Consider the following 12,910-nt stretch of genomic DNA (forward strand, 5'->3'; position numbering starts at 1 on the left):
CATGTCCGCCCCGGGAAAGCCCAGGTCATCACCCACCCTCAGGTGGAACACAGCGTTCCCTCAGCGGACCGGGACACGATCCGGACATGACTGGCACCGCAGGGTTCCGCAACGGCCGCGTCCGTGTGCTCATCGTCGACGACGAGCCCGCGCTCACCGACGTGCTCTCCGTGGCCGTGGAGGAGGCGGGCTGGCGCGCCTGCCCGGCCCTGGACGGGCAGAGCGCGCTGAGGATCGCGCGCGGCCGCGCACCGCACGCCGTCGTGCTCGACGGGATGCTGCCCGACCTGGACGGCCTCCAGGTGCTGCGCCGCCTCAGATACGACAACCCGAAGCTGCCCGTCCTCATGCTCACCGCCCGCGACGCCCTGGAGCACCGGCTCGACGGGCTCGGGGCCGGCGCCGACGACTACGTCACCAAGCCGTTCTCCCTGGAGGAGGTCGTGCTGCGGCTGCGCGGACTGCTGCGCCGGGCCGCGGCCGAGCGGACCCGCAGCGGCGACCGCGTGCGCGTCCTCGGCGACCTCGTCCTGACCGAGGAGTCCCGCGAGGTGTACCGCGCCGGCGTCCCCGTCCAGCTCACCGCGAAGGAGTTCGACCTGCTCAGCCTGCTGATGGGCCACCCGAGGCAGGTACTCAGCAAGGCGCAGATCCTCGCTCACGTCTGGAGCAGCTCCTTCGACGGCGGCGGCAACCTCGTCGAGGTCTACGTCGCCGGCCTTCGCCGCAAGATCGACAGGGGGCGGGCGCCGATGATCCACACCGTGCGCGGCCTCGGCTACGTCATCCGGCCGGTGGAGGACGGGAGATGAGCCTGCGCCCGCCTCGCAACCGACCGCAGGAGCAGAGCTCCGCGCACCGCCCACGGCTGCGTACCCGCTCGCTGCGCACCCGCCTGCTCGTCTTCGTCAGCGCCACCCTCGTCCTCGTCTGCGCCACGATGGCGCTCACCACCGCCGTCGTCCAACGCGCCTACCTCATGGGCGACCTGGACGGCCGGGTCGCGGCGGCAGCCTCGCGCAGCCTGGGCGGGGCCGCACTGCACCCGGAGATCGAGGACGACCTGGGCTTCCTCAACGAGAACGGCCACGCCACCGGCATGCTCGCCGCCCGCCTCGCCGAGGACGGCAGGATCGTCGCCGCCGAGGTCGTCGGCCAGGACGCCGCTCCGAAGAGCCTCACCGCCGCGCAGATCGCCGCTCTGGCGAACATCGCGACGGACGGCTCCAAGCACACCCGGACCGTGCCGGACCTCGGCACCTACCGGCTCACCGCCGTCGAAAGCGGTGGCGTCCGCGTCCTCGCCGGGCTGCCCATGGACGATGTCCGGCGCATGATCGGCGGACTGGTCGTCGCCGAGGCCGCCGTCGCGGTGGCCGGGCTCTTCGTGGCGGGCTGCGTCTGCACGGTGGTCATACGACGCCAACTGCGCCCCCTCGGCCGGGTCGCCGCCACCGCCGCCGAGGTCTCCTGTGCCCCGCTCGACCGTGGCGAGGTCATAGGCCTCACCCGCGTCCCGGCCGGGGACACCGACCCCGCCAGCGAGGCCGGACAGGTCGGCGCCGCCCTCAACCGCATGATCGACCACGTCGAGTCCTCCCTCACCGCCCGCCGGCGCACCGAGGAACGCATGCGCCGCTTCCTCGCCGACGCCAGCCACGAACTGCGCACCCCGCTCGCCTCGATCGCCGGGTACGCCGAACTCATGAACCGCGGCACCGACCGGATCGAGCCGATGCTCGCCTGGCGCCGCGTCTCGGCCGAGTCGGCCCGGATGACGGGCCTGGTGGAGGACCTGTTGCTGCTGGCCCGGCTGGACGAGGGCCGTCCCCTGCAGTCCGCCGAGGTGGATGTGGCGGCGCTGGTCGCGGAGGCCGTGTGGGACGCGCGGGCCGCCGGGGGAGAGCATGACTGGCAGCTCGAACTCCGCCTTGACGCATCCCCGTTGGTCCTGGGCGACGAGGCCCGGTTGCATCAGGTGGTGGCGGGCCTCCTGTCCAACGCACGGGTCCACACCCCGCCGGGCACGACGGTGGTCGCCTCCGTCGAGACCGGCGCCGGCCGGTGCGCGATCCGGATTCGCGACGACGGGCCGGGCATCCCGTCCGACCTCCTCCCACAGGTCTTCGACCGCTTCACCCGCGCCGACACCTCCCGGGCTCGCGGCGGCGCGCGGGGCGGCGGCTCCGGTCTCGGCCTCGCCATCGCGGCGGCCATCGCGTCCGCGCACGGCGGCCGTATCGACGTGGAGAGCGAGCCGGGCCGTACACAGTTCACGATCGAACTGCCACCCGCGGGCGCCGAGCCGGCGCCGCCGGACCCGGTGCCGGGCCCGTCCGTCCCGGCAGCGCTGCCCGCCCTCTGCGCCGCCCGCCCGCCGGCGCGGGGCTAGTCCTCGCCGTCGGGGTCGATCTCCGGCAGTGCCTGTTCGGCCCAGATCACCTTGCCCTGCGGGGTGTACCGGGTGCCCCAGCGTTCGGTCATCTGCGAGACCAGGAACAGGCCCCGGCCTCCCTCATCGGTCGTCGCGGCGTACCGCAGATGCGGGGAGGTGCTGCTGCCGTCAGCAACCTCGCAGATCAGCGTGCGGTCGTGGATCAACCGCACGTGGATCGCCCCGCAGCCGTAGCGGATGGCGTTGGTGACGAGCTCGCTCAGCACGAGCTCCGTGGCGAAGTCCAGCTCGGACAGGCCCCATTCCGCGAGCTTCCCGGACACGGCTTCGCGCATCCCTGCCACGGCGGCCGGATCGCGTGGCACGTCCCAGTCGGCGACCCGGTTCGGCGGGAGCGCCCGAGTGCGCGCGATGAGCAGAGCGACGTCGTCCTTGGGCCGGCCGGGCATCAGCTCGTCCAGCACCGCCTGGCAGCTCTCCTCCGGGGGCCGGTCGGGGTGGCCCGTCAGCGTCTTGCGCAGCAGCTCCATGCCCACGTCCAGGTCGCGCGCGCGGTCCTCCACGAGGCCGTTGGTGTACAGGACGAGCTGGGAACCCTCGTCGAGGTCCAGCTCGGCCGTCTGGAACGGCATCCCGCCGAGGCCGAGGGGCGGCCCGGCCGGCAGTTCGGGGAAGGCCACGCTGCCGTCGCGGTGGACCAGCGCCGGCGCCAGATGCCCCGCTCGCGCCATGACGCAGCGGCGCCTCGTGGGGTCGTAGATCGCGTACAGGCAGGTGGCGCCCACGATGTCCGCGGCCGTCTCCGCACTCGAGGACTCGTCCTGGTAGATACGGCCCACCAGATCGTCCAGATGGCTCAGCAACTCGTCGGGCGGCAGGTCGAGCGTGGAGAAGTTGTGCACCGCGGTACGCAGCCGTCCCATCGTGGCGGCGGCGTGCAGCCCGTGGCCGACCACGTCACCGACGACCAGCGCCACCCGGCTCCCCGGCAGCGGAATCACGTCGAACCAGTCACCGCTCACACCCGACTGCGCCGGGATGTAGCGATAGCCGACGTCGAGGGCGCTCTGCTCGGGCAGGGCACGCGGCAGCAGGCTGCGCTGGAGGGTGACCGCCAGGGCGTGCTCACGGGTGTACCGGCGGGCGTTGTCGATGCTGACGGCGGCCCGTGCCACCAGCTCCTCCGCCAGCGACAGGTCCTCCTCGTCGAAGGGGGCGTGCAGCTCGGTGCGCCAGAAGTTGGCCATGCCCAGCACGACCCCACGGGCCTGGATCGGGGCGGTGATGAGCGTGTGAATTCCGTAGTCGAGGATGTCCCGGGTGCGTTCCCGGTCCTGTTCGTGCCAGTCCGTCGCGGTCGACAGGTCGGTCACCAGCTCGGAGCGGCCGGTGCCGTAGCCGCGTCCCTGGGGCGTGGAAGGCAGGAAGTCGATCAGCCGGCCCTCTTCGTACAGCGGATGGTCGTCGCGGATGCCGCGCACGGTGACGCGTCGTATGTCCGTCGCCGTGGGAGTCGGCTCGTCGCCGTGCACGACGCCGTCGGCCAGGTCCACGGTGACGAAGTCGGCGAAGCGGGGGACGGCGACCTGCGCCAGTTCGTCGGCCGTGCGGATCACGTCGAGGGTGGTGCCGATGCACAGTCCCGCGTCGTACAGCAGATCAAGCCGCTCACGGGCGAGCTGCGCCCTGCCGGACACCGCCTGGAGCTCGGTGGTGTCGCGGAGTGTCACCACTGTTCCCCTGGGGCCTCCGTCGCGGTCCGTGATTCTCTGGTTGACCGCCAGGAGTCGTCCTCCGGCGATGTGCACCTCGTCGGTGGCCTCGCGCCCGGAGACGAGCAGTGCCGCCGTTTCCGGGTCGAGGCCGGAGATCTCCCGGACGGGCCGGCCCTCGGCGTCGGGCGACAGCTCCAGCAGCCGCCTTGCCTCGTCGTTGGCGAGGAGCAGCCGCCCGTCGTCACCGACGATGAGCACCCCTTCCCGCACGGAGTGCACCACCGCGTCGTGGTGCTCGTACATCCGGCTCATCTCGTCCGGGGCCAGGCTGTGGGTCTGCCGTCGCAGCCGCCTGCCCACCAGGGCCATTCCGCCGGTCGACACCACGAGCGCGCCGGCCCCGGCGCCCAGGATGATCGGCAGCTGCCGGTGCATATGGCTGGTGACGTTCTCGACCTTCATGCCCGAGGAGACGAGGGCGGTCACCCTGCCCTCGGCGTCGCGGATGGGAACCGTCGCCTGTACCTCGTGGCCCAGCGGGCCCTGGACGCTCTCGGTGTAGACCTTCCCGGCCAGCGACGGCTCGATCCGGCCCACGAACCGTTTGCCGATCCGGTCCGGGATGGGGTGGGTGTAGCGGATGCCGTTGGTGTCCATGACCACGATGAAGTCGACGCCCGCGGCCTTGCGCCCGGCTTCGGTGAGCGGCTGAAGAGCGCTCGACGGATCGGCGGCCTGCAGCGACGCCTCGACGCCCGGAGCGTGCGCGAAGGTCTGCGCGACGGCGACGGAGCGGCGCTTGGCCTCCGCATTGGTGTCCCGATCCGACTGCAGCACCAGCGCGACGACGGCGCTGACCACGAGCAGCACGACGAGCGTCACCTGCATCACGAAGACCTGTCCGGCGACGCTCCGGGGGCTCTTGCCGATCAGTGACCGCAGGGAGTGGCGCCCAAAACGGACGAAACGCTCCGCCATGCGGGCATTTGTAGCACCGCTCATGCCTGGTGGCTATGGCCGTCCAGTCGGTGGACGGGGTGGCGGGAGGGACGCGGCGAGGTCGGAACCCTATGGGTGCTCGAGGTTGCGAAAGGCGTTTACAACCACGCCCCACGGCGCTACCTTCCGCAACAGACGGGGTGGGAGCGCTCCCATGATTGGCGGACCGGAACCCGCCACTCGGACCGCTCCTGCCCCGCGTGACCGCATGCGGCAGCCGCAAAGCCGTACACACATCCCATGGCCCGTACTTGAAGGAACGGATTTGAATGTCATGATCCTGACAGCAAGTGAATCGGGGGCGACCACCCCGCCGCCCCGCCGATTAGCTCTCCCCACCCGCGCCAGAGCCCTCTTCCTCGTTCTGGTCTCCCTGCTCGCGACCATCCCGGCCGTGGCCCTGGTCATGAGCGCCGGCGGCGAGGCAGAGGCTCACGGCACGCCCATGAAGCCGGGCAGTCGCACCTTCCTGTGCTGGCAGGACGGGCTGACCGACACCGGGGAAATCAAGCCCGTCAACCCGGCCTGCCGGGCGGCCCAGCAGGTCAGCGGGACCACGCCGTTCTACAACTGGTTCTCGGTCCTGCGCTCCGACGGCGCCGGCCGCACCCGTGGCTTCGTGCCCGACGGTGAGCTGTGCAGCGGCGGCAACACCAACTTCACCGGCTTCAACACGCCGAGCAAGGACTGGCCGCTCACCCATCTGACCTCGGGTGCGACGGTCGACTTCGCCTACAACGCCTGGGCGGCACACCCCGGCTGGTTCCACGTCTACATCACCAAGGACGGCTTCGACCCGACCCAGCCCCTCACCTGGGACGACATGGAGGAGCGGCCCTTCCTGAGCGTCGACCACCCGCCGCTCAACGGCTCTCCGGGCACGGTCGAGGCCAACTACTCCTGGAGCGGGCAGCTTCCGGCGAACAAGTCCGGCCGCCACCTCATCTACATGGTCTGGCAGCGCTCGGACAGCGCGGAGACCTTCTACTCCTGCTCCGACATCGTCTTCGACGGCGGCAACGGCGAGGTGACCGGCATCAAGGAGCCCGGCAACCCGACCGACCCGGTGCCCGGCGAGTGCTCCGCGACCCGCCGCACGACCGGCAGCTGGTCGGGCGGCTACCAGTCCGAGGTGACCGTCACCAACAGCGGCGACGTCCCGATGCTCGGCTGGATGGTCGACTGGACACTCGCGACCGGCCAGAAGGTCGAGAGCCTCTGGAGCGGCAACGCGACCTACACCGGCCAGGACGTGATGGTCCACAACGCCGACTGGAACGGCTCCCTCGATCCGGGGGAGAGCACGACGTTCGGCTACGTCGTCTCCGGCTCCGGCGGCGACAGTACGACGACCCTGCCCTGCCGGGTGGGCTGATCCCCAGAGCCTGATCCCCCGGAGGCCGTGGCTCCGGGCGGACCCGGTGGACGCTGAGCCGCCATCCACCGGGTCCGCGAGCCGGACGGGCCCGAGGGGGGGGAAGTGGGGCCGTCCGGATGGTGCGTGGCTTGTGCGATGCCGCGATGCGACAACGTTGTCGATTGGTCTGCACATGACTCTACCGCCTCAACGGACAACGATGTCAACTCAGTTGGGCCGCTCAGCCGTTCGGGTGCGCCGCCTGCGTGCCCTCGCGCCCGCAGGCACTCTTCCGTGGTACGCGTGGCGCACGCTACTGTCCCTGCGGCTTGTGCGACCTGTGGTGCGCGACCCGTCCGAAGGAGGAGGGGTCGCGTCATGCGCTTCCGTCCCACGTCCGTGCTGCTGGCCGCGCTTCTCGCGGTCACCGGCGCCGCCCCCGCCCTCGCGGCGACCACCGCATCCCCGGGCCTGGTCCAGGACCCCACTCCGTACGTCGATCCACTCATCGGCACCAAGAACGGCGGCAATGTCTTCCCGGGCGCCGTCACGCCGTTCGGCATGTTCTCCTTCAGTCCCGAGAACACCAGAGGCGACGCCACCCGAACCGCCGCGCCCGGCGGTTACCACCACGACGCCACCCGCATCCGGGGCTTCAGTCTCACCCACATGTCCGGCACCGGCTGCGCGGGCGGCAGCGGTGACATCCCGTTCTTTCCGTACGCCGGTGAGGTCACGTCGTCGCCCGCGAGCGACACCAAGGACGCCGTCTACGCCTCCGACTTCAGCCATGCCGACGAGACCGCCGAACCCGGCCGCTACAAGGTCCGCCTCGCGTCCGGCGTCACGGCCGACCTCACCGCCACCGCCCGCACCGGCTCGGCGCGCTTCACCTTCCCGGCCGACAAGCCCGCCTCGCTGCTCGTCAGAAGCGCCAACTCCGAGGTCGGGTCGACCGATTCGACGGTCCGGATCGATCCGGTGCGGCGCACGATCTCCGGATCGGTCACGTCCGGCAACTTCTGCGGATACCTCGCCCCGGAGGGCCGACGCGCCTACTACACCCTCCACTTCACCGCCCGCTTCGACCGCGCCTTCCAGGCCACGGGAACCTGGCAGGACGACAGGCTCAACCCCGGTTCCACCGAGGCGAGCGGTGGCACGGGCGGGTTCGCGAACGGCGGGCGGCCGGTGGCGGGCAAGGGCGCCGGCGGCTACGTCCGGTTCGCGCCCGGCACCGGACCGGTGAACGTCAAGGTCGGCATCTCGTACGTCAGCCGGGCGGGCGCCGAGGCCAACCTCGCCGCGGAGAACCCGCCGCAGCGCTCCTTCGACGCCGTACGCGACGCCGCTCGCCGCGCCTGGCGTGACCGGCTGTCCGCGATCCGCGTCGGAGGCGGCACCGACGACGAGCGCACCACCTTCTACACCGCGCTCTACCATTCCCTCCTCCACCCGAACGTCATCAGCGACACCGACCGCCGATACCGCGGCCCCGACGGCGAGGTCCACACCGTCGGCCGCGGCCACCGCGCCCAGTACGGCACCTTCTCCGGCTGGGACGTCTACCGCGACCAGGTCCAGCTGCTCACCCTGCTGAACCCCCGCGTCGGTGCGGACATCGCCCAGTCCCTGTACGAACTCGCGGAGCAGAACGGCGGCATCTGGGACCGCTGGCTGCAGGGCGCGAGCGGCACGCACGTCATGAACGGGGACCCGTCACCCATCGCGCTGGCCGGCATTCGCGCCTTCGGCGGCACGGACTTCCCACTGCGCGGGGCGCTGAGCTCACTCGTGAAGGCGGCGACCGTCCCCACCGACGAAGATCTGTCGCCGGCCGGGAAACCCGTGCTGTCCGTCGGTCAGCGGCCCTCCCTGGACAAGTACCTCAAGCACCACTACATGCCGTCCGTGTCGAACGCGTGGGGCGGTGCCGCCGAGACGCTGGAGATGTCCGGTGCCGACTTCGCCCTCTCCCAACTCGCCGTCGAGGCAGGGCAGCAGGACACGGCGACGGCCTTCGCCCGCCGCTCCCAGTGGTGGCAGAACAACTTCAACATCGCCGCCACCCCGACCGGCGGCTACATCGCCAACCGCAAGGCGGACGGCAGCTGGGTCACCGGCTTCACCCCGGCCACCGGCAACGGGTTCGTGGAGGGTACGGCGGCCCAGTACACCTGGATGGTCCAGCACAACCCCGCGGGTCTGTTCGCCGCGATGGGCGGCCGTGACGCGGCCGTGGAACGCCTCGACGCCTTCTTCCGCAACGCCGACGGCAGCTGGGCCTTCACCGGCAGCGGCGGCGACAAGTCCGAGCTGGACAACGAGCCGTCCATCAACGTGCCCTACCTGTACGCCTACGCGGGCGTCCCGTACAAGACGCAGGAGACCGTGCGGGCGGCGATGCGCGAGCTGTGGTCCACCGAGCCCGGCGGCATCCCCGGCAACGACGACCTCGGTGCGATGTCGTCCTGGTACGTGTTCTCCGCGCTCGGCATGTACCCCCAGGTGCCGTCCCGCGCCGAACTGGTCCTCGCCTCACCGCTGTTCCCACGCGTCGAGATCGACCGCCCGGACGGCAACGACATCTCCGTACGCGCGGAGGGCGCCGCCGCCGACGCCCCATACATCCGCTCCCTGAAGGTCAACGGCCATGTGAGCGACCGGGCTTGGCTCCCGGCGTCCTTCGTACGCGAGGGTGGCCGACTGGATTACACCCTCTCCGGTACGGCCGACCCCGCCTGGGGAGCTTCGGCGGTCCCGCCGTCCTTCCGTGAGGGCGAGCAGCCGCACCAGATCGGCGTCGGCCCGACCACGGCTACCCTCGCGCCCGGCGGGCGTACGAAGGTCGGCATTCGCGCCCTGTCGATGAGCGGGGGAGAGGGGCCCGAGGTGCGCTTCCGGGTCGCCGCGCCCGATGGCATCACGGCAACTCCGGTCGTAGGTACGATCGTTGACGGCACACAGGAGATCACGCTGAGCTCCGCCGCGGGCGCGGCTCAGGGTTTCTACGACGTCGACGTGACCGTGACCTCCGGTGACACCTCCTACGTGCAGCCCGTCTCTCTGACCGTCGCGGTACCCGGCACGCTCCTCGCCGCCTACGACAACACGGGCATCTCCGACGACGCCGGTGACCACGACGAGGCCGACTTCGACGGCGGCGGCTGGAGCTACTCCCGGCAGGCGCTCGCCGAAGCCGGTCTGACGGCGGGCAAGCAGGGCACGGTCGGCGGAGGGCTCAGCTTCACCTGGCCGGACTCGACGAGCGGACACCCGGACAATGTCTCGGCAGCCGGGCAGACCATTCAACTCACGAACCCTGCAAGCCGGTTGTCCTTCCTCGGCAGTGGCGTCAACGGCAACCAGCAGTCCCGGGCCACCGTCACCTACACCGACGGCAGTACCGACACCGTCGACCTCGCCCTGACCGACTGGACCGTCGGCGGCGGCGCCGGGACGGTCCAGTACGGCAACGAGATCGTCGCCCGGGCCGCGTACCGGAACGTCGCCGGCGCGGGCCGGGACCCCGTCGGCACGTACGTCTTCGCCACCCGGCCGTTCGGTGCGCCGGCGGGCAGGGAGATCGCGCGCGTGACGCTGCCGGAGGACAGCGATCTGCACGTGTTCACTCTGGCGGTGGGCTGAGGCATCACCGGTTCAACTCTTCGGCCAGCCAGTCCAGTTGGCGGCGCACGTGCACCGCGTCGCCGCCTTCGTGGCCGTTGAACGGATAGGGGTGGATCTCCTTGCGCGGGTCGGCGCCGGACAGTTCCGCATAGTGGTTGAAGGCGCCGTACGTCCCGCTCGGCGGGCACACCGTGTCGCGCAGACCGACGCCGAAGTGGGCCGGGGCGTGGGCGCGGCGTGCGAAGGAGATCCCCTCCATGTGGGCGAGCGTGTCGTAGGCGGCCCGCTCGGCGCCCGGTGCACGGAGAGGTACGCGGCGATCTCGCCGTAGGGCCCCGCGTCGGTGAGGTCGAGGGCGCGTCGGATGCCGCACGGGAACGGGGCGGTGACCAGGAGCGCGGCGAGGTCGGGGACGAGGCCCGCGACGGCCAGGGCGAGCCCGCCGCCCTGGCTGTTGCCGACGGCCGCGATGCGTGTGCCGTCCACGCCCGGCAGGGTGCGCAGCGTCTCGACCGCCCGTACCGCGTCCGTGATCAGGCGGCGGTAGTGGTGGTCCCGGGGTGAGAGCAGGCCGCGTACCGCCGGGCCGCCCGGTGCCGAGGCGTGCGGGTCCGGGGTGGCGCCGCCGCTGCCGTACTGGTCGCCCTGGCCCCTGTTGTCCATCAGCAGATGCGCGTACCCGGCGTTCACCCAGGTCAGCCGCTCGTGCGGAAGGCCGCGGCCACGGCCGTACCCGGCGTACTCGACGACGGCGGGCAGCCGGTCGCGCGCCCCGGCCGGTCTGCTGAACCAGGCCCGCACAGGGTCGCCGCCGAAGCCGCGGAACGTGACGTCCCAGGTCTCGGTCAGCCGCAGGCCGGTGTCCACGGGGTGCGCCGACACCAACACCTCGTGCTGAGCCGCCTCCTTGAGGGTGTCGTTCCAGAACGCGTCGAAGCCGGTGGGTTCCCGGAGGGCGGGGCGGTAGCGCACAAGGTCGATGCGCGGCCTCAAGGACGGCGCCCCCTTCTGGCTGATGGAGCAGACCCCGTCCACGACGGCCTGCCGCGACGTCAACCCCCTGCGCCGCCCCGGCGAACTCCGCCTGGCCACCTTCCAGGCCGTCGCCCACGGCGCCGACGCCGCTCTCTACTTCCAGCTGCGCGCCTCACGCGGCGCCTGCGAGAAGTACCACGGCGCGGTCATCGGCCACGCGGGCCGCGACGACACCCGCGTGTTCCGGGAAGTGACGGAGCTGGGCCGGGAGTTGGAGTCCCTAGGTGATGTGACGCTGGGCGCCCGAACCCCCGCCCGCACCGCCCTGCTCTTCGACTGGGACAGCTGGTGGGCCCTGGAGATCTCCGACGGCCCGTCCCGGCTGGTCAAGTACCAGGAAGTCGTCCACGCCTACTACCGGGCCGCCCGGCAGGCCGGCGCGGACGTGGACGTCGTCGCGGTCACGGCCGACCTCAGGAGCCGGTAGGGATTCGCCTCCGGCTGCCAGGCCAGCCTCCCGAAGGTGTACAGGTTCGCCTGGGCGAGCGGGTGCCCGGTCCAGAACGGGTCGTCGCCGACGTTGGACACGGCGACCATCGCGTCGGCAAGGTCCGCGACCGATGCCCCGTCGGGCCGGAATCTCAGCACCTTGCTCCACATCGGCCCCAGCCAGCACACATGCCGCTGCTGCCCGGTGTACTCCTGCGTGGCCTGCATCTCCACCGCAAGCCGGGTGCGCGGCATCGCGCCGATGAGCGGGGAGACCGGCTCGCGGACCTGAAAGTCCATCGGCCCGTGCTTCACCTGGAGCACGGCGTTGTCCGCGAACTGCCCGTCCAGCGGCACGAAATGGTCGTACGCCGCACGCGCCCGGTCCGTCGACCGGTCGCGCCAGTCCTGGTGGTGGTCGTAGACGAACGCCCGCCAGTGCACTGTGCCGCCGTAGGGCTCCAGTGCGGCGGCCAGCATGTTGGCGCCGTCCGCGTGGCTGCGGCCATACGCGAACGGCCCCGGCTGCCCCTCGGAGTCGGCCTTCACGACGTACCCGCCGAAGTCGGGGATCGCCTCGTACACCCGCGCCGTCGCCTCGGCCCACCACGTCCGCACCGACTCGTCCAGCGGATCCGCTGTCGCCGGCCCGCCGAGCACCAGCGGCGCGGCGAAGGTGACCGACAGGTGGGTGCGGATGCCGTACGGCCGCAACACGTCCGCGATCTGGGCTACTTCACCGATCCGGTCCGTGAGGAGATGCGCCTCGGCCTCGTGCACGTTGACGTTGTTCACCGCCACGGCGTTGATCCCGCACGCCGCCAGCAGCCTGCCGTACGCCCGCACCCGCCCGAGCAGTTCACCGCGCGCCCGGCCGTCCGCCCAGAACAGCGACCCGCCGGCGTACCCGCGCTCCACCTGGCCCATCACCGGGTGGACGGCGACGTTGTCCCAGTGGTCGAGCATCCGCAGCGCCGACGCCGGTGCGTGCCGCTCGCGTTGACGATCGCGGCGGAACGCGGCCTCCCCGAGCCGCACGACATGGAAGAGGCCGTACAGCAGCCCGGACGCACCGGACGCGGTGACGGTCGTACGGCCGTCACCGCGTCCGAAGGTGTAGGTCTCGCCGCCCTCGGTGCCGGTCAGTTCCAGCACCAGGTCGTAGGGACCGGGTTCGGGGGCCGCCGCGCTGTCGCGCGACACGCTTCCCCCGAACCGTCCGCAGGCCTCCGCCACTTCTCCGTGGACCGTGTCCACCAACGGACCCGAACCGCGGATCAGGGTCCGCCGGGTGCCGATCGGCCGGAACGCCTCGTCCGGCAGCCAGGCCGGATCGACACCCTGCATGAG

The 12,910-nt window shown here is 71.6% G+C and carries 5 protein-coding genes and 3 pseudogenes; 5 read left to right on the top strand and 3 right to left on the bottom strand.

Translation table 11 applies throughout. The features are described 5' to 3' along the window. The first annotated feature begins 86 nt into the window (after window positions 1-86). Window positions 87-812 carry a response regulator transcription factor gene (locus ACZ7M7_RS22525; protein ID WP_472119621.1) on the top strand — a complete coding sequence of 242 codons (726 nt, stop codon included), beginning with the start codon at window positions 87-89 and terminating at the stop codon, window positions 810-812. Beyond that, window positions 809-2,392, top strand: a complete 1,584-nt coding sequence (locus ACZ7M7_RS22530; RefSeq protein ID WP_472119623.1) for a sensor histidine kinase — start codon at window positions 809-811, stop codon at window positions 2,390-2,392. Before ACZ7M7_RS22525 ends, ACZ7M7_RS22530 begins: the two co-directional genes overlap by 4 nt. Here the strand turns inward: ACZ7M7_RS22530 and ACZ7M7_RS22535 are convergent. Next, entirely contained in the window at window positions 2,389-5,088 is a 2,700-nt protein-coding gene (locus ACZ7M7_RS22535) for a SpoIIE family protein phosphatase (RefSeq protein ID WP_472119627.1), read from the bottom strand. The two genes, ACZ7M7_RS22530 and ACZ7M7_RS22535, sit on opposite strands and share 4 nt — an antisense overlap. A 295-nt stretch (window positions 5,089-5,383) precedes the next feature. Between ACZ7M7_RS22535 and ACZ7M7_RS22540 the strand changes: the two genes are divergently transcribed. Further along, entirely contained in the window at window positions 5,384-6,484 is a 1,101-nt protein-coding gene (locus ACZ7M7_RS22540) for a lytic polysaccharide monooxygenase auxiliary activity family 9 protein (protein WP_472119630.1), read from the top strand. A 360-nt stretch (window positions 6,485-6,844) separates the two neighbouring features. Further along, window positions 6,845-10,114 carry a GH92 family glycosyl hydrolase gene (locus ACZ7M7_RS22545; protein ID WP_472119633.1) on the top strand — a complete coding sequence of 1,090 codons (3,270 nt, stop codon included), beginning with the start codon at window positions 6,845-6,847 and terminating at the stop codon, window positions 10,112-10,114. 4 nt (window positions 10,115-10,118) lie between these two features. Here the strand turns inward: ACZ7M7_RS22545 and ACZ7M7_RS22550 are convergent. Further along, window positions 10,119-11,089 (bottom strand): annotated as a pseudogene (locus ACZ7M7_RS22550) (acetylxylan esterase). Here ACZ7M7_RS22550 and ACZ7M7_RS22555 point away from each other — a divergent pair. Next, window positions 11,076-11,546, top strand: a pseudogene (locus tag ACZ7M7_RS22555) (beta-galactosidase); the annotation flags it as partial. The pseudogenes ACZ7M7_RS22550 and ACZ7M7_RS22555 overlap by 14 nt on opposite strands. Here ACZ7M7_RS22555 and ACZ7M7_RS22560 read toward each other — a convergent pair. Further along, a pseudogene (locus ACZ7M7_RS22560) lies at window positions 11,525-12,907 on the bottom strand (alpha-glucuronidase); the annotation flags it as partial. The pseudogenes ACZ7M7_RS22555 and ACZ7M7_RS22560 sit on opposite strands and share 22 nt — an antisense overlap. Between the last annotated feature and the right edge of the window lie 3 nt (window positions 12,908-12,910).

Source organism: Streptomyces sp. NPDC111606 (genome assembly GCF_055656945.1).

Excerpts from the sequence above, each read along its gene's own strand:
- ACZ7M7_RS22525 (WP_472119621.1), top strand. The coding sequence starts at position 87 with ATGACTGGCACCGCAGGGTTCCGCAACGGCCGCGTCCGTGTGCTCATC.
- ACZ7M7_RS22530 (WP_472119623.1), top strand. The coding sequence starts at position 809 with ATGAGCCTGCGCCCGCCTCGCAACCGACCGCAGGAGCAGAGCTCCGCG.
- ACZ7M7_RS22535 (WP_472119627.1), bottom strand. The coding sequence starts at position 5,088 with ATGGCGGAGCGTTTCGTCCGTTTTGGGCGCCACTCCCTGCGGTCACTG.
- ACZ7M7_RS22540 (WP_472119630.1), top strand. The coding sequence starts at position 5,384 with ATGATCCTGACAGCAAGTGAATCGGGGGCGACCACCCCGCCGCCCCGC.
- ACZ7M7_RS22545 (WP_472119633.1), top strand. The coding sequence starts at position 6,845 with ATGCGCTTCCGTCCCACGTCCGTGCTGCTGGCCGCGCTTCTCGCGGTC.